Annotated in this window: 18 protein-coding genes; 6 read left to right on the forward strand and 12 right to left on the reverse strand. The window is 72.4% G+C overall.

What is annotated here, in order from left to right:
• Positions 1–19 precede the first annotated feature (19 nt).
• The 3 genes from glmM to rplM all read right to left on the reverse strand — a co-directional run bounded on the left by glmM (position 20) and on the right by rplM (position 2,508).
• Positions 20–1,354 (reverse strand): phosphoglucosamine mutase, encoded by a 1,335-nt coding sequence (gene glmM, locus NYF13_RS01985; protein ID WP_315653761.1) that lies wholly within the window; start codon positions 1,352–1,354, stop codon positions 20–22.
• Positions 1,355–1,543: 189 nt separating this feature from the next.
• Positions 1,544–2,041, reverse strand: a complete 498-nt coding sequence (gene rpsI, locus NYF13_RS01990; protein ID WP_315653762.1) for a 30S ribosomal protein S9 — start codon at positions 2,039–2,041, stop codon at positions 1,544–1,546.
• A 14-nt stretch (positions 2,042–2,055) separates the two neighbouring features.
• Positions 2,056–2,508, reverse strand: a complete 453-nt coding sequence (gene rplM, locus NYF13_RS01995; RefSeq protein WP_091623802.1) for a 50S ribosomal protein L13 — start codon at positions 2,506–2,508, stop codon at positions 2,056–2,058.
• Positions 2,509–2,777: 269 nt separating this feature from the next.
• Here rplM and NYF13_RS02000 point away from each other — a divergent pair, with 269 nt between their 5' ends.
• Positions 2,778–3,665: a hypothetical protein gene (locus NYF13_RS02000; protein WP_315653763.1), complete on the forward strand. Its 888-nt coding sequence runs from the start codon at positions 2,778–2,780 to the stop codon at positions 3,663–3,665.
• Between the two features lie 847 nt (positions 3,666–4,512).
• Complete coding sequence (locus NYF13_RS02005) at positions 4,513–4,956, forward strand: DUF4333 domain-containing protein (protein WP_315653764.1); 444 nt, start codon at positions 4,513–4,515, stop codon at positions 4,954–4,956.
• A gap of 243 nt (positions 4,957–5,199) precedes the next feature.
• On the opposite strand, the gene NYF13_RS02010 is transcribed toward NYF13_RS02005, so the two are convergent.
• The 5 genes from NYF13_RS02010 to eccCa form a co-directional block, all read right to left on the reverse strand.
• Positions 5,200–5,487, reverse strand: a complete 288-nt coding sequence (locus NYF13_RS02010; RefSeq protein WP_315653765.1) for a WXG100 family type VII secretion target — start codon at positions 5,485–5,487, stop codon at positions 5,200–5,202.
• 69 nt (positions 5,488–5,556) lie between these two features.
• Positions 5,557–5,877: a WXG100 family type VII secretion target gene (locus NYF13_RS02015; RefSeq protein ID WP_315653766.1), complete on the reverse strand. Its 321-nt coding sequence runs from the start codon at positions 5,875–5,877 to the stop codon at positions 5,557–5,559.
• Between the two features lie 257 nt (positions 5,878–6,134).
• Positions 6,135–6,488, reverse strand: coding sequence for a hypothetical protein (locus NYF13_RS02020; RefSeq protein WP_315653767.1), 354 nt, complete (start codon positions 6,486–6,488; stop codon positions 6,135–6,137).
• Between the two features lie 9 nt (positions 6,489–6,497).
• Positions 6,498–8,831 (reverse strand): type VII secretion-associated protein, encoded by a 2,334-nt coding sequence (locus NYF13_RS02025; RefSeq protein WP_315653768.1) that lies wholly within the window; start codon positions 8,829–8,831, stop codon positions 6,498–6,500.
• A gap of 40 nt (positions 8,832–8,871) precedes the next feature.
• Entirely contained in the window at positions 8,872–12,885 is a 4,014-nt protein-coding gene (gene eccCa, locus NYF13_RS02030; RefSeq protein WP_315653769.1) for a type VII secretion protein EccCa, read from the reverse strand.
• Positions 12,886–13,246: 361 nt separating this feature from the next.
• Between eccCa and eccD the strand changes: the two genes are divergently transcribed.
• Both eccD and NYF13_RS02040 read left to right on the forward strand, forming a co-directional pair.
• Entirely contained in the window at positions 13,247–14,614 is a 1,368-nt protein-coding gene (gene eccD, locus NYF13_RS02035; RefSeq protein ID WP_315653770.1) for a type VII secretion integral membrane protein EccD, read from the forward strand.
• A gap of 8 nt (positions 14,615–14,622) precedes the next feature.
• Positions 14,623–16,236: a S8 family serine peptidase gene (locus NYF13_RS02040; RefSeq protein WP_315653771.1), complete on the forward strand. Its 1,614-nt coding sequence runs from the start codon at positions 14,623–14,625 to the stop codon at positions 16,234–16,236.
• Positions 16,237–16,291: 55 nt separating this feature from the next.
• Here NYF13_RS02040 and NYF13_RS02045 read toward each other — a convergent pair whose 3' ends face one another.
• The 3 genes from NYF13_RS02045 to eccB form a co-directional block, all read right to left on the reverse strand.
• On the reverse strand, positions 16,292–17,368 hold the full coding sequence (locus NYF13_RS02045) for a WXG100 family type VII secretion target (RefSeq protein WP_315653772.1): 1,077 nt from the start codon (positions 17,366–17,368) through the stop codon (positions 16,292–16,294).
• Complete coding sequence (locus NYF13_RS02050) at positions 17,365–17,694, reverse strand: hypothetical protein (RefSeq protein WP_315653773.1); 330 nt, start codon at positions 17,692–17,694, stop codon at positions 17,365–17,367. The genes NYF13_RS02045 and NYF13_RS02050 overlap by 4 nt, the downstream gene beginning before the upstream one ends.
• Positions 17,695–17,763: 69 nt before the next feature.
• The gene (gene eccB, locus NYF13_RS02055) at positions 17,764–19,395 is read right to left on the reverse strand and encodes a type VII secretion protein EccB (protein ID WP_315653774.1); all 1,632 of its coding nucleotides are present in this window, start codon (positions 19,393–19,395) and stop codon (positions 17,764–17,766) included.
• Between the two features lie 819 nt (positions 19,396–20,214).
• On the opposite strand from eccB, the gene eccE reads away from it, so the two are divergent.
• A complete protein-coding gene (gene eccE, locus NYF13_RS02060; RefSeq protein ID WP_315653775.1) occupies positions 20,215–21,456 on the forward strand; it encodes a type VII secretion protein EccE in 1,242 nt (413 codons plus the stop codon).
• Positions 21,453–22,172, forward strand: coding sequence for a hypothetical protein (locus tag NYF13_RS02065; RefSeq protein ID WP_315653776.1), 720 nt, complete (start codon positions 21,453–21,455; stop codon positions 22,170–22,172). The genes eccE and NYF13_RS02065 overlap by 4 nt, the downstream gene beginning before the upstream one ends.
• 54 nt (positions 22,173–22,226) lie before the next feature.
• On the opposite strand, the gene NYF13_RS02070 is transcribed toward NYF13_RS02065, so the two are convergent.
• A complete protein-coding gene (locus NYF13_RS02070) occupies positions 22,227–22,859 on the reverse strand; it encodes a class I SAM-dependent methyltransferase (protein WP_315653777.1) in 633 nt (210 codons plus the stop codon).
• Between the last annotated feature and the right edge of the window lie 7 nt (positions 22,860–22,866).

The raw sequence follows: 22,866 nt of genomic DNA on the forward strand, positions 1-22,866 counted from the left end.
CGGAAGAGGCCGGGAGCGCTCAGGAAGCGGAGGAGACGACCCCCGCGAGCCGGTCGGCGGCGGCCTGCGCGGTGGCGGGCGAAGGCGCCTCCACCATGACGCGGACCAGCTGCTCGGTGCCAGACGGGCGAAGCAGGACGCGGCCCTCTTCGCCGAGTTCGGCTTCGACCTCACCGACGGCGTCGCGGACCTCGACCGAGGCCGCGACGGCGGCCTTGTCCGCGACCGGGACGTTCACGAGCACCTGCGGGAGCCGGCTCATCACCGCGGCCAGCTCGGCCAGCGGTTTGCCGGTCGCGGCCATGCGGGCCATCAGGCGCAGGGCCGTGAGCAGTCCGTCGCCCGTGGTGGCGTGGGCCGGGAGCACCACGTGGCCCGACTGCTCGCCGCCCAGGGCCAGCCCGGACGCGCGCAGTTCCTCGAGCACGTACCGGTCGCCGACCGCCGTGGTGACCACGGTGATCCCGTTGGCCTTCATGGCCAGGTGCAGGCCCAGATTGCTCATCACGGTGGCGACCAGGGTGTCCTTGACCAGCTCGCCCCCTTCGGCCAGCGCGAGGGCCAGCACGGCCATGATCTGGTCGCCGTCCACCAGCTCGCCGGCGGCGTCGACGGCCACGCAGCGGTCGGCGTCGCCGTCGTGCGCGATGCCCAGGTCGGCCCCGTGCTCGACGACGGCGGCCCGCAGCAGCTCCGGGTGGTTCGAGCCGCAGCGCTCGTTGATGTTGATGCCGTCCGGGTCCGCGTGCAGGGCGATGACCTCGGCCCCGGCGCGGCGGTAGGCCTCCGGCGCGGCGACGGCCGAAGCGCCGTTCGCGCAGTCCACGACCAGCTTCAGCCCGGCGAGCGGGTGCGGCGTGGCCGAGAGCAGGTGCTCGATGTAGCGGTCCAGCGCGTCGGAGACGTCCGAGACCCGGCCGACGCCGGAGCCGGTCGGGCGGATGACCTCGCTGCTCAGGCCCGCTTCGATCTCGTCCTCGATGCCGTCGGGGAGCTTGTGCCCGCCCGAGGCGAAGAGCTTGATGCCGTTGTCCGGCATGGGGTTGTGCGAAGCCGAGATCATCACGCCCAGGTCGGCGTCGAGCGCGCCCACGAGGTGGGCGACCGCGGGCGTCGGGAGCACGCCGAGGCGCAGCACGTCGGCACCGGCGGAGGTGAGGCCCGCGACCACCGCGGCCTCCAGCATCTCGCCGCTGGCGCGCGGGTCACGGCCCACCACGGCGACCGGCCGGTGCGAACGGTCGTGGGCGGCGAGCACCCGGGCCGCACTGGCCGCGAGCGACAGGGCCAGCTCCGGCGTCAGCTCGGCGTTGGCCAGGCCACGTACCCCGTCGGTGCCGAATAGGCGAGCCATTCTCGACCTCCTTGTCCAGACGACCACGACAACCTAGCGGCCGCCGCGCACCCCGGGCCTCCGGCCCCACCCCGGAAATCCGGCGGAGCCGGTCCGGGGAGACGAGGGCGGGCGCGGCCGGGGCAAAAAACACGGAAGCGCCCATCCGATGGACGGATGGGCGCTCCCGGGGTTGCGCCAGAGGCGCGATCAGCGCTTGCTGTACTGCGGGGCCTTGCGGGCCTTCTTGAGGCCGTACTTCTTCCGCTCCGTGGCGCGGGCGTCACGGGTGAGGAAGCCGGCCTTCTTCAGGGCCGGGCGGTCCTCGGAGTCGACCTCGATGAGCGCACGGGCGATGGCGAGACGCAGCGCGCCGGCCTGGCCCGAGATGCCGCCACCGTGCAGGTTGGCGAAGATGTCGAACGAGTCGGGCTTGTCCACCAGGACCAGCGGCTCACGGATGAGCTGCTGGTGCACCTTGTTCGGGAAGTACTCCTCGAGGGTGCGGCCGTTCAGCTTGAACTCGCCGGAGCCGGGGATCACGCGAACGCGGACCACGGCCTCCTTGCGACGGCCGACCGTCTGGGCGTTGCCGCCCGCGGCCCGCGACGGGCGCGGGGCGGCGGCGGACTCGCTGGTCGCGACCGCGTCGGCGACCGCGGGGGTCTCCGACGTGGCGACGACGGCCTCGGTCTCGGTGCTGGTCACAGACTGTTCCTCACTCACTGCGCGACCTGCGCGATCTTGGTGATCTCGCGCGCCTGCGGCAGCTGCGCGGCGTGCGGGTGCTGCGGGCCGGCGTAGACCTTCAGCTTCTTCGCCTGGGCGCGGCCGAGCTTGTTCTTCGGCAGCATGCCCTTGACGACCTTCTCGAGCAGGTGCTCGGGCTTGGTGTCGAGCAGTTCGCCGAACGAACGCTTGCGCAGGCCACCGGGGTAACCGCTGTGGCGGTACGCGAACTTCTGCTCGCGCTTGTTGCCGGTGAGCGCGACCTTCTCGGCGTTGACGATGATGACGAAGTCACCGGTGTCCACGTGCGGGGCGTAGGTCGGCTTGTGCTTGCCGCGCAGCAGCGTGGCGACCTCGGTCGCGAGCCGGCCGAGCACGACATCCTCGGCGTCGATCACGTGCCAGGCACGAGTGACGTCGCCGGGCTTGGGGCTGTACGTGGGCAAGGGTCTACCTCGTCGTCAACATTGCGTGTGGGTTCTGTGCGGGCCTAGCGCTGACGCGCCGCAACGCACAACGACATATGAAGATACCCCCCTGTTCGCGGTGCCCGGAAAGCGGGGTGGCGAACAAGGTCTCAACCTATGGGTGCACGGTCGGCCCGGTCGCGAGCCAGTGTAGCGGGTGGATCGGGGGGAACCGCCTGCGCGTCCGGGCGTCGGACACGAGGATGAGACGATTCGGGGCGGGGACCGAGCAGCTGGGGGTGCCGACGGTGAAACGGGCAGTGCGGGTGATCGGCGCGGCGGGTGCCGTACTGGTGCTGGCGACCGCGTGCGGGCAGGCGCGCGCCGGCACCGCGCTGCCGGACGGCGACCAGGCGGCCTCGTACGTCGGCGCGAAGTTCGAGAAGGCGATGTCCAAGCTGGAGGACTCGATCCTCGACGCCCGCGACGTGACCAACTCCGCGGACGCGTACCTGCGCATCGACGAGAAGTACGTGCACAACCTCATCACCTCGGCCCGGACCGGCAGCCCGGAGAGCCGCGTGGTGCACAACCGCTCGCAGAAGAACCCCGACGAGGTGATCGACTCCTTCACCCCGGCCGACGGCCCGGTGGAGTACCTGTACCTCGGTCCGGCGTACAAATCGCTGGAACCGACCCCGTGGGTCTCGATGCCGAAGCCCGATGCGGGCCTGGTGCAGCCGTGCGCCTGGGGCGGCGTGCTGACCGCGTGCAAGATGGCCGATGCCGTCGACGCCTCGTACGAGGCCGACAAGCAGGCCGTGCGCGGCGCCAAGAGCATGGGCGACGGGACGACCGAGCTGACCGTGAACGTGCCGTTCGCGCAGTTCCTGGACAAGCGCGTGGAAGTCCTGCCGGCCGCCCTCCTGGCGAAGATCGGCCCGGACCTGCGCAAGTCCCCGGTCCCCACCACCATCCGCCTGAACCCGGACGGCTCGCTGATCGAGTTCGTGATGGACGCCAAGCTCCAGGACGCCGGAACGAAGATCGAGCTGCGCTACGACTTCCGCTTCACCGGCAAGGCCAGCGCGCAGGACCTGCCGAAGACCCCGGACCCGGCGCAGGTCACGGCCCTGCCGGACGCCGCGGCGAAGCAGGACTTCTACAACCGCCTCAGCCAGCTGCAGGGCAACTGATGAGCACCCGGGGTGATCTTCGATGAGCCAGCCGACCGAGCCACCGAACGGGTCCGGGGAAACCGGGGCGCCGGGGTCTGGAGTGCCCGACGGACAGTCCGGGCGACCGGGTGCTCCGAGCGGGCAGGCCGGGCCACCGGATGCTCCGAGCGGGCAGGCTGGGACGCCCGCCCCGCCTCCGAGCACGCCGTGGCCGCCCCGGACCGGCGGGAACTGGCCGCCGAGCGCACCGGTGCCGTCGGGCTCCTGGCCGCAGTCCGGCGGTTTTCCGCAGGGCTCTTGGCACCAGCCCGAAGGTGCCCCTGACGCTCAGCCGGGCCAGGGGCAGCAGCCTGACGCCAACCAGCCGGACCGAGGGCAGCAGCCCGGATTCGGTCAGCCAGCTCAGTGGCAACAGCCCGGGGCCAGCCAGGCGAGCCAGTGGCAGCAGCCTGACGCCGACCAGCCGGGCCAAGGGCAGCAGCCCGGGTTCGGTCAGCCAGCTCAGTGGCAACAGCCCGGGGCCAGCCAGGCGGGCCGGTGGCAGCAGCCTGACGCCAGCCAGCCGGGCCAGGAGCAGCAGCCCGGGGCCGGTCAGCCGGGGCCGTGGCCGGAAGGGCCCGGCGGGTCGCAGACCGGCGGGCCGCAGCCAGGTCGAACGCATCCGGGGCAGTCCGGGCCGCCGCTGGGTTGGGCTCAGCAACCGGCCCAGCCCGGTGCGTGGGCCCCAGCCGCCGCGGCGAACAGCGGCGGCTGGCCGGCGCAGCAGCAGCCCGGGTCGCAGCCCTCGGTCGGCGGGTTCGGTCAGCCGGGAACCGGAGCCCCGGCGCAGCCGGGAGCCGGATCCCAGCCACAGCCGGGGTTCGGGGTGCAGGCGCAGCCGGGGGCCGGGGTGCAGGCGCAGCCGGGGTGGGGTGGGCAGCAGTTCGGGGGTGGGTTCCAGCCGTCGCAGTACGGGGGGCTGGGGGCGTTTTCCGCGGCGGCGGTGCGCAAGGCGCCGCGGTCGAAGCGGCCGCTGCTGATCGGCGGCGTTGTGGTGGCGGTGGTCGTCGTGGGCGGGGTCGTCGCGTGGTTGCTGGGGGCGTTCCAAGGGGACACCCTCGAGCAGAACTCCTTGCAGGACGGCGTTTCCCGCGTGCTCAGCCAGAGCTACGGCGAGCCCGACGTGAAGAACGTCCAGTGCCCGGGCGGCGAGGCCGTGACCAACGGGACCACCTTCGATTGCCGCGTCCAGATCGGCGGGCAGGCGAAGAAGGTGACCGTGCGGGTGCTCAACGACAAGCCCGAATATTCGGTCGGCGCCCCGCACTGAATGCACGGCGGGACCGGGCGGGAGGCATTACCCGGTGAACCCGTCCGATCCCATTCCGATCGGCAACCCGGACGCCGCGAACCGAATACCATGACGTTGCGGCACACTCACCGCCCGTGGTCGAATTCTCGTGAAATGCGGGTGTCCCGCCGCTGAAAATCGGCTGAACACTTTGCACGACAACGAAAAACGGCGGACCCGCACCGAAGTGCCTGGCCCGCCGTGGTTTCGGCCGGAGGTGGCTCAGAACAGGTTCTGAACGCCCTTGTCCGTGCTCTGGTAGCCGTCCGCGATCTGCGGCAGCACAGCGGCGATCTGCGCGAGCACCTGCTTGAGGTCCTCGAACTTCTGGTCCCACTCGCGCTGCGCGTTCATGTACTGGTCCTTGGCTTCACCGGACCAGCTGTTGATCAGCGGGTTCAGGTCGTCCTTCAGGGTGTCGAAGGACTGCTGAAGCTCCTTGCCGGTCGAGGTGCAGTCGTCGGCCGCCGCGTGGATGGTGGCGTAATCGACAAGAATGCCGTCTGCCATGGTGCACTCCTTTGCGAATCAGTGGAGAAGAGTCTTGGGGTGGAACGAAATCCGGGCGGAAGGCCCAGGTCAGCCGAGGACGCCGAAGCCCTTGTTCATCGACTGCATGATCTCCTGCTGCTGCTCCTCGGAGCGCTTGTACTTGGAACCGGCTTCCTGGAGCAGGTTCGCGATGTTCTGCAGGGCCTCGTTCATGCCCCGGCCGTCCTCGTCGAAGCGCTGCATGACGTGGTCGAACGCCTTCTGCGCCTCACCCTGCCACCCGGCGCGGGTGGCCTCGATGCGGTCGCGCAGCTGCGAGAGGTTCTGGTCCATCCGGGCGCGCACGTCGGTGACGCGACCCTCAGCGTCGGTGAACTGCTCCGGAGTCCCTGTAAAACCGCCAGCCATGGGAGCTACCCCCTTCATTTAGTGGTTGTCCGCACTAGCTCGTGTTTGTTTCGTACGGACCTACGACGAAGACATTGCCACGACTGGTTCCCCCTTGTCGCTGTTTGGCGGCAAGTAGTTGCTTGCGGGAACGCGGGATCCGGGAACCGCTGACCAGGCCCCGGCCACCCAGCCGGGCGGTCGCCGCGGCGTTTTCGGAAAAGAAGACTTCCACCTGCGTGGTTAGCAGACGCACAGCGGGGTCCGAAGCGGATTCACTACACCTGGCGCATGATTCGCAACTGCGAAAAGTCTTCGTCGTCTTCACTCGGCCGTGCGGCCCGCGCGGTGGAATTCGGGTTCGCCGCCGCCCATTCCGCGGCGGGGGGAACCTCCGGCAGCGGCAGGCCACGCGCGGCCCGGAACCGCTGCGCCGCGCCGCGCAGCACGCTCGGCACCGCCTCGGCCCCGGCGAGCCGCTGGCGGCCGAACTGCTTCAGCAGCTCCCGGTTTTCCGCGCGGTGCCGTTCGTTGCGGGCGAGCGCGGTCCCGGCGACCCGGCGCGCGTAGGTGACCGCGTCCTGCCCCGCTCGGGTGAAGGCCGCCGTTGCGGACTCGGGTTCGGACGGCACGGGCACTCCTCAGCTGGTGATCTTCAACGTCCGCACGACCTGTTCACAGGCCGCGGCAATCCGCTGCTGCAACGCCGGCGCGTTGTACTGACAGCCGACGTGCACGCGGAACTTCCCCTGCACGACCACGTACCAGTCGACCGCCAGCTGATCGCCCTTGGTTTCGCGGTAACCGATGACGGTGCGGCCACCATAGGTCATGCCGGGGTCGAATCCGCTGTACTCCGCTTGACCGGCCGCCTTCGCCCCCAGCGCGGTGACGAGCCGCTGCCGGTCGGCCGTCGCGTCGTAGTCCATGACGTACTCCTGCGCGACGACGAGATCATTGCCCTTGGCCGATTCCTGCGGGTGCAGGATCACCTGGCGCTGGGCCACCTGATCGTCGGTCTGCACCCAGTCCTCGGGCGCGGCGAAGCTGAAATCGTACTGCGCGTACGTCCGGCCCGGCGGCGGACCGGTCGGCTCGCCCGGCCGGTTCACCAGGAACACCACCAGCCCCACGATGAGCACGACCACCGCAGCGGGCCCGACGGCCCACCACAGTTTCGAACTTCGTTCGCCGCCCTTCGTCTCGGCCTCTGCCCGGGCCGACGACGGCGCCCACGAAGGCCGCCCACCCGGGCCGGCGGCGCTCGGGCCGGGTGCTCCGGCGGGAGCCGAGCCACCGGCTGACCCCGGACCACTGCCGAGAGCCGAGCCACCGGCGGATCCAGGGCCACTGCCGAGCATCGGGCCACCGGCGGATCCAGGGCCACCACCGAGCGCGGGGCCGCGGCCGGATTCGGGGCCGGGGGCCGGTCCGCCCGCAGGTCCGCTCCCGGTGGCGGGGTGGCCGCCGGAGCCAGGGGCGCCGTAACCGCTTCGGCCGGGTGACGGCGGGCGCACCACCGGGGTCGGGCCCGATGGGGGGCGGCCCGGTCGGGACGGCAGCTCCGTGCGGCCGTCGGCCGGACCTTCGTGGGACGGGTCCACCGGGCGGACGATTTCGGTGCGCGGTCCGGGCTGGTCCCGGCGCCCCACCGGGGCACCGGGACGGTTCGGAGGTCCGGGTGGGGTGGCGGAGCGGTCCGGGTTCGTGAGCACCGCGCGCAGCGCACCCCGCGCCACCACGGTTTCCGGCTGGTCCAAGCTGGTCGGCACAACGCCGGTGCGTTCGTGCACGAGCCGCGAGATCATCGGGATCCGGCTGGACCCGCCGACCAGGAAAATCGCCTTCAACTGCTTCGGCCGCAGACCCGCTTCGGCGATGGCCGCGCTGGTGAGTTCGACCGCGCGGCCCAGGGGGGCGGCGATCAGCCGCTCCAAGTCCTCACGGGTCACATGCGCGTCGGCGAACGGCGGTGGCAGTGGGACGTCGGTGTAGACGTGGCGGGAAAGCGTCTCCTTCGCCCCGCGGATGTCCTGGCGCAGCACTCGCCGACGGCGGCGGTCGGTCAGCTCGCGGCCCTCCACGAGCTGACGCCACGCCTCGGTGTCGGTGGCCGGCACCAGCGAGCCCAGGTGCTCCAGCAGGGCCTGGTCGATGTCGGCGCCGCCGAAGCCCGGGTCGCCGCGGGTGGCCAGCACCTGGAACCCGCCGCGCGCGGGCACCCCGGGCCCCGCTCCGGTCGCCCGCCGATCAGCCCGGTCACCCGGCCCGGACGGCGGCCGTCCGGCCCCGGGCTCCACTGCGGCCCCGGGCTTCGCCCAGCCGGACACGGCCCCGGTTCCCGGTGCCGGTCCACCGGCCCCGCGGGCGGCCCGGTCGTCCGGCAGCCGCCGCACGACGCTGACGTCCACGGTGCCGCCGCCGAGGTCCAGGACCGCGAGGACGTCGCCGGGACGGCCGCTGAACTCGACCGTACGGTCGCCGGCCGAGGCGCCGGGGGTGAAGGTGGCCGCGTGGTACACCGCCGCGGCCACCGGTTCGGGCACCAGTGCGACCTCGCGGGCCAGGCCGCCCGCGGCCTGGCGCAGCAGCCGGGTGCGGATCGCGCCCCATTCCGCGGGGTGGGTGAGCACCAGCAGGTCGACCTCGGCGTCGCCGGCGATCCGCCGGGCCTCGGTCACCGCCCGGGCCAGGACGGCGTGCACGACGTCGGTCACCCGCAGCACCGAATCGCCGAGCAGCAGCTCGCCCTCGTCGATCCGGCGCTTCGGGTGGGGCTCGTACCGCGACGGGTCGACCGCGGCCTGCCGCTCGGCCTCCTGGCCGACGAACAGCGTGCCGTCGGCGGCCGCGTAGACCGCCGACGACATCAGCGGATGCCCGTCGATGACCACGACCTGGGGCTCGCGGCCGTGGACGGAGGCGACGACGCAGGTGCTCGAGGTCCCGAAGTCCACCGCCACCCGCACCGTCACCGGAAGCCCCCGCCGACGCCGTTACGCACTACGGAGGGCCTCAGTCCGGCTGGATCCACGACACCTGGACGAGCTGCTTGCCCGCTTTGCGGGTGAGCAGGTTGCCCCGCCCCGGCGGCATGGGGCCGGGCCGGATGTTGCCGATCAGGGCGCCTTCGTCCTTGGAGCCGTTCATGACCATGCCCGGGGCCGCGATCTCCTTGAGCTTGCCGATCACCGGGTCGTACGACGCCCGGCTCGCGCCACCGGTGCGGCGCACGACGACCAGGTGCAGGCCGACGTCCTTGGCCTGGGCCAGGAAGTCCGAAAGCGGTTTGAGCGGGTTGTTGGTCTGGGTGACGACCAGGTCGTAGTCGTCGACCAGGATGAACAGCTCCGGCCCGGTCCACCACGACCGGGTCTTGAGCTGTTCCTGGGTGACGTCCGGACCCGGTAGCCGCCGGGTCATCGATCCGTGGACGTCCTGGATCATGCTGTCGAGCTGGGCCGAGGACACCGCGTACCCGAGCAGCGAGTCGCCGGAGAGGAACCCGAGCATCGTGCGCCGGTAGTCGACCAGCAGGATCACCGCCTCCTGCGGGGTGAACCGGTCGGTGATGCCCCGCACGATCTGGCGCAGCAGGTTCGTCTTGCCCGACTCGCCGTCGGCGAACGCGAAGAAGTGCGGATCGGCGTTGAAGTCCAGGTAGACCGGCTGCAGGTCTTCCTCGTTGACCCCGATCGGGACCAGCTTCGAGTCCCGCCGGGTGTCGGCCCGCAGCACGTCCTCGTAGGTGATCATCTCCGGCAGCAGCCGCACCTGCGGCGCCGGCCGGCCCCGCCACGCCCCGCGGATCTTCGCCACCGCGTCGGCGACCCCGGCGGCCACGGTGTCGGGGTCGCTCGACCCGTCGATCCGCGGCAGCCCGGTCAGCATGTGCAGCTTCTCCCGGGTCAGGCCCCGCCCCGGGCGCCCGGCCGGGACGTTGACCGCGGTCCGGCGGTCGATGTCGGACTCGCTCGGGTCACCCAGGCGCAGCTCGAACCGGGTGCCCAGCATGTCCTTGATCGCCGGGCGCAGGTCGGCCCACCGGTTGGCCGACACGACCACGTGCACCCCGTAGGCCAGGCCCTGCGTCGCCAGCCGGGTGATCGAGGTCTCCAGCTCCTCGAAGTCGTCGCGCAGCGCCCGCCAGTTGTCCACCACCAGGAACGCGTCACCGAAGGCGTCCTGCTCGGCCGGGATCTCGCCCCGGCGCTTGCGGTTGCGGAACTCGTTCATCGAGTCGATGCCCATCGCCCCGAACCGGCCCTCCCGCTCGGTCAGCAGGGTGGTCAGCTCGGCCACGATGCGGCGGGCCTTGTCCGGCTCGCGCCGGGCCACCGCGACCCCGCCCACGTGCGGCAGGTCGGCCAGGCCGGACAGGGTGCCGCCACCGAGGTCCAGGCAGTAGAACTGGACCTCCTCCGGGGTGTGGGTCAGCGCCATCGACATGATCAGCGTGCGCAGCATCGTCGACTTGCCCGACTGCGGACCGCCGGCCAGCACCCCGTGCCCGGCCGCGCCCGCGAAGTCCGCCCACAGCATGTCGCGGCGCTGCTCGTAGGGCCGGTCCACGATCCCCATCGGCACCTGCAGCCGGCCGTTGCCGAAGAACCCGACCGGCGACAACCCGCGGTCATCGGTGGGGTTCAGGTTCGGCAGCAGCGTGTCCAGCGAGTTCGGCTCGTTCAACGGCGGCAGCCACACCTCGTGCGCCGGCGGGCCCTGGCCCACCAGCCGCGAGACGATGACGTCGAGCTCGCTCGGCTCCACCGCCTCCTCGGGCTGCTTCTCCTCCGCCTTCGGCGCTTCCTCGATCTGCTGCGGCTCGGGCTCCTTCGGCAGCTCCACGAAGTCCGGCACGAACAACTGCGGCCGCTTGTCCGCGCTCACCACCGTCGCCGCCGGCCCGGCCGCCTGGATCCCCGCCGGCCGGTAGGCGCCCGACACGTACGACGCCTTGAACCGCACCAGGGTCGAGGTGTCGAACTTCAGGTACCCGCCACCCGGGACCGAAGGCAGCTCGAACGCGTCCGGCACCCCGATCGCCGCGCGCGACTCCGCCGCGGAGAACGTCTTCAGGCCGATCCGGTAGGACAGGTGCGAGTCCAGCCCGCGCAGCTTGCCCTCTTCGAGCCGCTGCGAGGCCAGGAGCATGTGCATCTGCAGCGACCGGCCCAGCCGGCCGATCGCGACGAACAGATCGATGAAGTCCGGCTTCGCCGCCAGCAGTTCCGAGAACTCGTCGCAGACGATGAACAACGCCGGCAACGGGTCCAGGTCGGCGCCGTTCTCCCGCGCCTTCTCGTACTCCCAGACGTTCTTGAAGTTGCCGCCGTTCTTCAGCGCCTCCTGGCGCCGGTTCATCTCACCGGCCAGCGCGTCGCGCATGCGGTCGACCAGGGTGACCTCGTCCGCGAGGTTGGTGATGACCGCGGACACGTGCGGCGCCTTGTCCAGGCCGAGGAACGTCGCGCCACCCTTGAAGTCGACCAGGACGAAGTTCAGCGTGCTCGACGAGTGGGTCGCCAGCATGCCCAGCACCAGGGTGCGGAGGAACTCCGACTTGCCCGAACCGGTCGCGCCGATGCACAGGCCGTGCGGGCCCATGCCCTCGACCGCGGCCTCCTTGATGTCCAGCTCCACCGGCTGCCCGTACTCCCCCACCCCGAACGGCACGCGGTACCGGTCGCGGATCGGGCGCGGCCGCCAGGCCTGCTGCACGTCGAACGTCATCGGGTCGCCCGGGATGCCGAGCAGCTCCAGCAACGACGGGTTCGACAGCAGCGGCTCCTCCTCGCTGACGTCGGCGCCGCTCGCCGTGCCCACCCGGTACGGCGCGATCAACCGCGACAGAGCCTCGGCCTCGACCACCGAAAGCGTGTCCGGGCGGCCGAACCACTCCACCCCGCCCGCGCTGCGGGCGCCGAGGCGGGCTTCCTCCACGACCAGCCGCAGACCACGACGGGCGGCGAGGTTGCCGATGGACTCCGACAGGTCGATCAGCGTGACGCCGACCAGCCCCTCCTCCAGGATGATCTGCTCCTCGCGGGTGACCTCACCGTCGTCGACGATGATCACCACGTGCGGCTGGTCCGGCGCCGGGGTCGCGTTGCGCGAGAACCGCTGCCGGTCCCGCAGCTCCTCGTCGAGCCACTGCTCGATCTGCGCCAGCGAACCCGCCATCATCCGCAACTGGCCGATGCCGTCGGACATCGTGGGGTGCTGGACGTGCGGGAGCCACTTCGCCCACTCCCACTCCTCCTTCGCCCGCCCGGCCGTCGCGATCGCGATCATCACGTCGTCGGGGCCGTGGAAGGCGACCAGCTGCGCGAGCATCGCGCGGGCCAGGCCGCGGGTCAGCGCGCGGTCGCCCTGCATGCTCACCGCGGCGAACCCGCGCAGGGTGATCTGGGTGGGCAGGTCGGGCACGATCGAGTGCGCGCGCACGAAGCGGCGCAGCGCGAGGGTGGCGATGGGCTCCAGCTCGTCGACCGGGCCGGTCTGGGGCGGGACCAGCCGGGTGGCGAGGCGGTGCGAACTGCGCCCGACGCGCAGGTGCAGGAAGTCCTGGTCGTTCGTCCGGCGCTCCCACATGCGGCGGCTGGCCGCCAGCGACCACAGGCTCTGCGGGTCGGGGTGCACCCATTCGAGCGCGGCGCGCTGGTCGACCATGGCCTCACGGGCGCGGTCGCGCATCTGGCCGAGGTAACGCAGGTAGTCCTTGCGGTCCTCGTCCATCTCGGCCTTCTTGGCGCCGCCGCCCCGGCCACCGCCGCCGGCCAGCATGCCGACGGTGCCCATCAGCATCATGCCGCTCATCATGATCGTCTGCGGGTTCCGGCCGCCCGCGGTGAACATGTAGCCCATCATCCCGAGCGAGGCGAAGATCATCACGCCCGGAATCAGCTTCTGGACGATGTTGCCCGGGATCGTGCGGGGCACCTCGGGCGGAGGCTCGAGGTGCACCTCGCCCCCCGGCGGGCGCGGCGCGGCCAGCCGCGGCGACTTCTTGAACTGCAGCGTGCTCATCGAGGCCCCTCTATTCCTACTCGACGATGGCGGCCGGCGGTCTGCGCTCGGGTGCGCGGGACAACCTATCGAACGCCTTCGGCGAAATCCGGGCAACGCCCGGATCCGGCCCGATCGACCCCCGCTGCGGTCGCCCGCCCACCCGTTTCCTCTGGTCACCCGAGTCTACGACCCACCACCGACAGCAACGGCCCGCTCACCGGATCCGGCCCCGCTCCCCGGGATCCGGCGAGGGACTTTCGCCGCTCGTTTCCGGACAGCCGGTGCAACCGTCACCCGGGTTCGGTATAAGTTCCCCCCGGGAGCTGATCCAGCAGAGCGGGGGCATCGAGTGGCAACGGGCACGACGGTTTTCAGCAGGGTGACGGTGGTGGCGCCCAACACCCGGATCGACGTCGCGCTGCCGGCGGACGTCGCGGTGGCCGACCTGCTGCCCATGCTGCTGGACATGGCCAAGGAGACCTCGCCCGACGGCGGTGCCCGCCACGGCGGCTGGGCGCTGGCGAAGCTCGGCGACGCCGCGCTCGACCCGAGCCGGACGCTGGCCTCGCTCGGCATCATCGACGGTGAGCTGCTCCAGCTGCGCAAGCGCAACGAAAACCCGCCGCCGCCGCTGTACGACGACGTGGTGGACGCCATCGCGGAGGCGACACCGGACAGCTTCCGCCCCTGGACCAAAGAGACCGCGCGCCGCTTCGGCCACGTCGCGGGCGGGCTGGCGCTGGTGCTGTCCGCGGTCGCCCTGTTCCTGAGCGGCCCGCTCTTCGGCGGCAGCTCGATCGCCCCCGCCATCGCCGGCGGCATCGGCGCGATCGCCTGCGTGGCGATCGGCGCGACGCTGGCCAAGGCCTACCAGGCCGAGGCCACGGGGGTGCTGGTCGCCGCCTCGGGCGGGCTGTCGCTGGCCTTCGTCAGCGGGTTCTCCATCGTGCCGGGGATCTCGGTGCGGGCGAACCTGCTGCTGGGCAGCGTGCTGGTGCTGATCGTCGCGGCCGTGTGCATCGCGATCATCGGCGCGGGCATCACCGTGTTCATCGCCGCCGCCGCGGTCGGCACCTTCGGTGCGCTGGCCTTCCTGGCCGCGACGCTGATCTCGGACGAACCGGGTTACGGCATCGCCGCCGGCGCGGTCGCCGTCGCGCTCGCCTGCATCTCGATCCTGCCCCGCGCGACCATCTGGCTCGCGAAGCTCCCGCTGCCGCACGTGCCCAGCAACGCCGAGGAGCTCAAGGAGGACACCGGTTTCCCGGACTACCGGGCCATCGAGCAGCGCACCGCCGTCGCCCACGACTACATGACCGGCCTGATGACCGGCTGCGGCATCGTCACGGCGATCTCGGCCGTGATCTCGGCGACCGCCCCCGGCGCCTTCGGCATCATCCTCGGCGTGGTCGCCACGCTCGTGCTCCTGCTGCGCGCGCGGGCGTACGCGAACGGCGCGCAGGCCATCGCGCTGCTGACCACCGGCATGGTGGCGGCCGCGGGCATCCTGATCGGCTGGATGGTCTCCGCCTCGGCCGAGCAGCGCGTGCTGTACGTGTTCGGCGCGCTGATCCTGGTCGGCGCGGGTGCCCTGGTGGTCGGCGTGATCTTCCCGAACCAGCGCTTCTCGCCGCCGCTGCGCCGGACCGTGGAGATCATCGAGGCGATCGCCATCGCGGTGGTGATCCCGCTCGCGCTGGGCGTGATGGACCTCTACACGACCCTGCGACACCTGAACCTCAAGTGACCGGCCGGATGCGTCCCACCGCCAGGAAGCTCGGCCGCACCGGCCGGGCCGGGGTCGTCCTGCTGACCGCCGGGATCGGGGTGCTGTCCCCGTTCGCCCCGACCGCGTTCGCGCAGCAGCCCACGAGCTCCGCCACCTCCTGGGCGGTGCCGCCGCCGGTGGACCCGAACAAGCTGCCGACGGACGAGAAGAAGCCGGACAAGCCCTACAAGCAGAAGACCATGTGCGTGCAGCGCAGCACGCTCGGCAACGTCGACATCAACTACCGCCCCTGGGGCCAGGACTACCTGCAGTTGCAGAAGGCGCAGGACATCGTCCGCTCCGCGAAGGGCAGCGTCGGCGGCAACCAGAAGATCGGCGTGATCGACACCGGCGTCACCCCGCACCCGTGGTTCCAGAACCGGGTGGAAAGCGGTGGCGCCGACTACGTCGCCCCGCCGCTCAACGGCGCGAAGCCGAGCCTGCAGGACTGCGACGGCCACGGCACCGAGGTCGCCGGCATCATCGCGGCCAAGCCGGACAACCCGGCCGTGGGGTTCATCGGGGTCGCCCCGGACGCCACGATCGTGTCCTACCGGCAGCTGAGCGAGAACTACGAAGAGGACACCAGCTCGAGCAGCACGGCCGGCGGCGGCAGCTCGAACGCGCCCACCAGCGGGCCGCCCAGTGGTAGCTCCTCGCTCCCCCCGTCGAACTCCGGCGGCGGCGGACAGCCCGGCGGCACCGACCCCCAGCAGGACGACAAGGGCGATCAGCGCCAGCTGGAAAAGGGCGGCACCGCGGGCACGCTCAAGACGCTCGCCGAGATCATCCACAACATCGCCGACCGGGGCGACATCAAGGTCGTCAACATGTCGGTGGACCACTGCCGCCCGGCCGACGGCACCGGCGGCATCGAGGACAGCGAGCAGGCGGTCCAGGCCGCGGTGAAGTACGCGGCGGACCGGGGCGTGGTGATCGTCGCCGCCGCGGGCAACGTCTCCGAGTCCTGCCCGCAGAACGACCAGGCCGACCCGAACAAGCCGCGCTCGATCGTCACCCCGCCCTGGTTCGCCGACGACGTGCTCTCGGTCGGCGCGATCGACCGCACCGGCGGCGTGGCGAGCTTCAGCGTGCACGGCCCGTGGGTCGGCGTCGCGGCGCCGGGCACCGAGATCGTCTCGCTGGACCCGGCCGAGGGCTCGACCGGGCTGGCCAACCTGACCATCTCCAGCGGCAGCCAGACCTCGCCGATCCAGGGCACCAGCTTCGCCTCGCCCTACGTGGCCGGAGTGGCCGCGCTGGTGCGGCAGATGTTCCCGGACCTCGACGCGCGCCAGGTGATCCAGCGCATCAAGGTGACCGCGCAGCACCCGGCGGCCCCGGCCGGGCGGGACGACTACGTCGGCTACGGCGTGATCGACCCGGTGGCCGCGCTGACCGCCAACCTGCCGGCCGACGTCGGCTCGCTGACCGTGCCGAAGCCGATGGTGCAGCCGGCGCAGCTTCCCGCGGGCGACGCGACCAGCTCCACGCCGATGATCGTCGCGCTGACCGGCACCGGCGGCGGGGTGCTGGCGCTGCTGATCACGCTGTTCGTCATGCACACGATCCGGCGCAACCGCACCACGACACCACGCTGACCGGCCGTCCCGAAGGCCCCTGCACCGCCTCACCCGGCGGTGCAGGGGCCTTCGGTCATTTCCCGGTCTTCGGCTTCTTACCGGGCTTCTGAGCGCTCTTCGGGTCTACGCCGAGCACCGGCGGGGCGACGTTGGCCGGCTCGCCGAACAGCTCGGGCCGCTTCGCGATGGTCTGGTTCTTCCTCTTGTGCTCCGAACCGCCGCCACCGCCGCCCACGGGTCCCATGCCGCCCATCGGCATCATCGCCATCCCGCCGGACTGGCCCGGTTCGGCGGCCGGGGTCGCGGCGGCCGGGTCCGGCAGCACCGGGACGGCGCCCGCCTGGCCCTGTTCGACCCCCGGCTCGGCGGCGCTGTGCTTGCCGTCGTGCAGTTCGCCGGCCGCGGACGGGGAGGTGGAATCGTCGGCGCCGGAAGGGGAAACCCCGCGGCCGGCCGATACCGGCACCGAGCCGTCGGCCGAGTCACGGTGCGGCGCCGGACTGTCGGGAACCGTGCCGGAAACCCGTTCCGAAGCACTCGCGACGGGCGGGGCCGGCTCCTCGCGCAGCCGGAACTGCTCCTGCGGGTACCGGTGCCGCACCTCGATGCCGGACGCCGCACCGGCCGGGGCGTCGACGCCGTCGCACAGCCGGCCGAAGCCCTCCAGCAGGTGCTCGGCGGCGTCGTGGAACGCCTTCAGCGACTGTTCGGTCTCATGCAGCTGCGCGCGGGCTCGGCTGGTGCCCCCCGAAGGCAGCATCGCCGATTCGGACAGCACGTCGGCCGCGTCCACGAGCACCTCCTCGGCGTCGTGGACGATTCCGGTCATCGAGGTGAACAGCTCGTCCAACGCGCCGGCGAGGGCGTCGAGAGCGTCCTCGACGCCCTCGCTGGCCGAGCGGATCTCGCCCAGGTAAGCGACGAAGGAATCAGCGTCCGCACCGGACCAGGACGCGTCGAGGCGGCCCAGCTCGTCGGTCAGGCCGCCGGAGGCGACGGCCGCGGTCTTCGCCGCCGCGCGCAGCCGTCCGGCTTCCGCGCCCAGCCCGTCCCAGTGCGCGACGAGCGGACGGTAGTAGGTCTCGACCGGGTCGGTCGCGCCGAGTTCCCGCGCGAGCTCCGAGATGAAGGCGAGCGACGGCTCGGTCACGAGGTCCTCCCGGCGCGGTCGATCCGGTCGGCCGCGTCGGCGTCGCGCCGCGCGTGGCCCGAGGCGAGCTGCCCCAGCGCGGCCGCCGCGGACCGCAGCGCGACGGCCCCGGTGGCGAGCTGCCGGCGGAGCGCGTCCGACGCCCGCGCGTACGACTGGTCCAGACCCAGCCGTGCGCCCAGCTCACCGAACGGCTCGGGCGTGCCCGCGACGGCACCCACCCCGGCCACCGCGCCGTCCAGATCCTCGGCCGCTCGTTCGACCTTCTTCGCGTAACCGCCGACGACGACCCCGTCGATCCGCAACGCGCTCTGCCCTGGGGCCACGACGCCCTCCACTTCACCCGACTGTGTGCTCCAGTGTGGACGGTCGGGACACCCCCGTGGTTCCGGCGGTCAGTTACCGGCCGGCTGGGCCGAGGCCGAGGGGAAGGCGCCCGCGTTCGGGTCGATCGGCACGGAGTCGAACTGCTTGAGCACGTTCTGCGTGTTCAGCGAAGCGCCGGTGGGCAGCAGGCCGATGATCGCCTCCGGGGCCGGCAGCCGGTCGCCGAGGCCGAGCCCGTCGGCGGTGGCCGCGTCCGGCACGCCGTAGCGGATGCCGCGGTCGGAGATCAGCTGGATCGGGCCCTTGCCGAAGGTGGCGGGCGACTCGGTGGCCGACTGCACCACCGCGCCGAAACCCGGCTGCATGTAGAAGCCGGTGATGGGCAGCCCGTTCGGCCCGGTGGAGCTGACCGGGAGCACCTTCGACGAGCCGTCGGCGTTCTTGTCCACCGGCAGGTCGCGTCCCACGTAGACGGAGGTGTGCGCGCTCGACTTGTCCGCGCTGAGCGACCAGCCGAGACAGGCCACGGGCGAGCCCTGGGTGGCGTCGAGCACGGTCGGCACCCTGGCCGGGAAGTCGTCGACCTTGATGTAACCCGGGTCGCTCGGCTGAAGCTGCTGGGTGATCTTGGTCCGGTCGAGGCCGAGCGTGCGGATCACCCCGCTGTCGCCGTTGCGGGCCACGCGGATGATGTCGGCGACGGCCGGGGTCACCTTTTCGATCCCGGTCGGGGTGATCAGCCAGAACTCCGCCTCGTGCCCGGCGGGTGAGGTCTGGAACACGTCGCCGACGGTCAGTCCGTCGAAGTCCGCGGACGGTTTGGTGCCCTGACCGGCGATGGCCGGCGCCACCAGCCTGCCGACCTCCGGGATGGCGTTGAGGAAAGCCTGCGAAGCCTTGCGCGCGCGTGAGGGCAGCTGCAGCGCGGAGTGCGCCGGGTCGGTGGCGTCCATGCTGACCTCGGCCTTGACCGTGTTCGCGTACGGGCGGCTCTGGCTGGCCGGGAGGCGGTAGACCAGGTAGGTCTTGCCGTTGTCGGCGGCGGCCAGCAGGGACTGGCTCGGCTGCAGCTCGGCGCCCACGTTCGCCACCCCGGCGACGACCGTGGTGGCGGTCTTGCCGATGTCCGGCTGCGGCAGCTGCGGGTCGAGCTGCACCTGGTCGCAGACCGCCCAGTTGGCCGAGATGCGCTGGGAGGCGTCGGGGAGCAGCTGCGGGCCGTCCGGGATCCCGGTCAGCTTCGTGCGCGGGATGTTCTTGAGCTGTTCATCCGAGACGACGGTCGGGCTCTTCAGTTCGGCCGCGGGCTGCGGCGCGCCGGCGGCCGGCGCCTGCCCCTGGCCCTGTCCCTGCGACGCGTTCTTCTTCTGCGCCATCAGGATCAGCCGCGCGGAGGCGAGGTTGAACGTCGGGGTCAGCTTGATCGGATTGCCGGAAACCACGTACACGGTGCCCGACTGCTCGCCGATCACGATGTTGTCCGCCGGCGGCACCACGGGGGATGGGCTGAGCAGGGCGACCAGCACGAAGACCACCGCGCCGAGGACACCGAGGACCACACCCGCCACGGTCGCGCGCGAGTGCGTGCGCATCGGGTCGTGAAGCATCACGGCATCGCGCCGGACCAGCGCCGACTGCATCCGCCGCAGCACGAACTTGTAGGCCTGGACCTGAGACTTCGTCGTGGGTGTTGATGGCATTCTCGACCTACAGTCCTCCCCGTCGCGGTACGGTTCCGCAGGATAGCCGTACGGGGACCGTCTGGTGTGGGGTTTCTACCAACCCAGGCTAGGGTCGAACACCTCGGGACCGGCTTTCCGGGTACGCAGCACGCACGAGGGGAAGAGACCGCGCGGATGTCCGTCAGCACGCCTCCACGCCAACCTGGTCCCCCGGGGCCGCCACCGCCGCCGGGGGGACGTCCCCTCGGTCCGCCCCAGCGGCCCGGGAGACCCGGTGGACCTGGCGGCCCGGCTGGACCCGGCGGCCCCGGCGGGCCCGGTATGCCTCCGCGTGGACCCGGTGGACCCGGCGCGCCCGGTGGGCCTGGTGGTCCTGGCGGACCCGGTGGACCCGGCGGTCCTGGCGGAATGCCCGGCGGACCTCGTCCCGGCGGACCCGGCAGTCCGGGTGGCCCCGGTGGACCGGGCGGGCCGGGAATTCCCCACGGCCCCAAGGGTCCTGGCGGACCCGGTGGTCCGGGTGGCCCCAAGGGGCCGGGTGGTCCCGGTGGACCGGGCGGGCCTAAGGGACCCGGTGGCCCCGGCCCGGGTGGACCCGGCGGCCCCAAGGGACCCGGCGGCCCGGGCGGTCCCGGTGGCGGCGGTCCGAGCGGCCCCGGCGGACCTGGCGGCAACGGCCCGGGCGGTCCCGGAGGCGGCGGTCCCGGAGGCCCCGGCGGTAACGGCCCAGGGGGTCCCGGTGGCGGCGGCCCGGGTGGTCCCGGCGGTAATGGCCCGGGTGGCCCCGGCGCGGAAGGCCCCGACGCGCATCAGCCGAGTGCCGCTTCGGCGGTGCGGATGGCGCCGCCCTCACGTCGTCGCACCGGGGGGATCAGCCTCGGTCCGCTGCCGGTGGCGAACCTGGTGCTGCTCGAGGTCGGGGTCGCGATCGGGCTGGTGCTGCTGGCGATCGACCTGTCGCTGAAATACGTGGCGATCGGCATCGCCGCGGTCGGCCTGATCTTCGCGTTCCTGCGCTGGGGCGGGCGCTGGTTCACCCAGTGGCTCGGGCTGACCGTGCGCTACCGCTTCCGTTCGCACGACCACGTCGCGACCCCGCCGCCGCCCAGCAGCCTCGAAGCGCTGGCGGCCGAGGGCGAGGACAACGCGGTCACCGGTCCGGACGACGCGCGGGTGAACCTGCTGCGCCTGGCCGTGCCCGACCTCGTGGTGGCGCACGGCGTCGACCACGAGCGGCAGCAGGTCGGCCTCGCCTGGAACGACGGCACCTGGACCGCCGTGCTGCTGGTCGAGCCGGCGCCCGCGCTGATCACGCAGGCCGGGGGTGCGCCGAGCCTGCCGTTGTCCGCGCTCGCCCCGTGCCTCGAAGACCGCGGGGTGGTCCTCGACTCGATCCAGATGATCTGGCACAGCTACCCCGGCTCCGCGGCGCTGCCCTCGGATTCGCCGGCGCTCAGCTCGTACATGGAGGTGCTCGGCCCGCTGCCCGCGGCGGCCCGGCGGACCACGTGGATCGCGATCCGGCTCGACCCGCGGCGCTGCCCGGCGGCGATCCGCGAGCGCGGCGGCGGCGTCGTCGGCGCCCACCGTGCGCTGATCGGCGCGATGTCGCGGGTGCGCAACGCACTGGAGTCCCAGGGCGTGCCGACGCGGCCGCTGGACCCGGACGAGCTGCTGCGCTCCAGCATCTCCGCGGCGGAGCTGACCGCCGTCGCGGGCTCACCGTCCCCGGTCTCGCTGCAGGAGAGCTGGACGGGCGTCACCGCGGCCGGCATCGGGCACTCCAGCTACGCCATCACCGGCTGGCCGAAGGGCAAGATCAGCGGCAGCCTGAACGCGCTCACCAGCGTCCGCGCGCTGTCGGCCACGGTCGCCATGTCGATCTCGCCCGCTTCGGACGAGGGCCGGATCGGGCTGCGCGGCGTGGTCCGGATCAGCGCGCGCAACCCCCGTGAGCTCGACGTCGCCGACCAGCGGCTCAAGACCATCTCGGAGCGGCTGGGCGTGGACCTGACGCCGCTGCGGGGCCTGCAGATCTCCGCCTTCGCGGCGACGCTGCCGATCGGAGGCACGGCATGAGTTCGCGCGTCCGCGACGCCGGCCAGAACGCCGGGGTGGCCCCGGAGTTCACCGTCGACCCCGCGATGCTCGACGCGATCAGCCCCTCGGGCGACCGCGGCGGCATCGTGCTCGGCTCGGGCCTCAAGGGCGAGCCGCTGACCATCTCGGCCCTGCGCTCCACCCCGACCCGCATCGTGCTCGTCGGCGGGCTGTACCTGGCCCGTCAGGTGGCCCTGCGCGCGATGGCGGTGGGCGCCTGGGTGGTGGTCGCCACCGGGCGTCCGGCGGCTTGGCAGGTGCTCTCCCAGGCCGCGGGCGACCGCGACGGGCGCCCGTCCCCGCTGGTGCAGATCCGGCGCCTGTCGCCGGTCGAGCTGCCGCGCCCCTCGGAGGACGCCCCGCTGCTGGTCGTCACCGACGGCGGGCCGACCCCGCAGGACCTGTTCCCGCCGCGCTCGGCCTGGCAGACCACCGTCTACGTGCTGCCGTACCTGCACCCGCAGGCCGGCGCCACGGCCAACGCGGCCGATCTCGTGCTGATGCAGCGGCTGCCCGCCGGGCAGGCCGAGCTGGCCGCCCGCATCTGGCGCCTGCCGCCGCAGATGATGCGGCAGCTCACCACGCTCAAGGACGACCAGGTGGTGGCGCTGGGCCGCAACCTGTGGCGTCCGCTGCGCCTGGTCACCACGCAGAAGGAGCAGCAGTTGCTCGGACCGGTCCGCCGCGGCGACTGACCGGCCCTCGTGGGGGTCCGGGCCGGCCGGAGCCGTCCCGCGCCCCCACGGGCTTCATCGGCGGGCCAGCAGGTGCGCGTCGAGGTAACCCCGCTCCGACCCCGGGTCCTGCACCAGCCGCGCGAACGGCTCCAGCCCCGCCCCGGCCAGCAGTTCCGCGAACCGGTCCACCGGCCAGCAGTACGCGGGCGCCACCTTGTGGTCGAAACGGACCGGCTCCGCGCCGTCTTCGAGCGCGAAGAACGAGACGAGCGAGAGTCCCCCCGGTGCCAGCACCCGTGCTTGCTCGGCGAGCAGGGCCGGTACCTCTTCGGGCGGGGTGTGGATCAGCGAATAGTGGGCCAGCACGCCGCCGAGCGCACCGTCCTCGACCGGCAGCGCCTCCATCCGAGCCTCGTCGAACCGCAGGGCCGGATAGGACTTTCGGGCACATTCGACCATCCCCGGGGAGAGGTCGAGCCCGAAGGCGTCCACCCCCTGGTCGGCCAGGAAGGCGGTCAGGTGCCCGGGCCCGCAGCCGAGGTCGGCCACCCGCGGATTCGGTGCCCCGCGCACCAGCTCGGCGAAGGTGCCGGCCATGGCCCGGGTGAACGGCATCGCCGCCAGCCGCCGGTCGGCGAACAGCGACGCGTACAGCTCGACGACCCCGTCGTAGGCCGCCCTGGTCTCAGTTTGGTGCTCGGTCACGGGAAGA

The sequence above is a fragment of the Amycolatopsis sp. PS_44_ISF1 genome, assembly GCF_032335455.1.
Taxonomy (GTDB): Bacteria; Actinomycetota; Actinomycetes; order Mycobacteriales; family Pseudonocardiaceae; genus Amycolatopsis.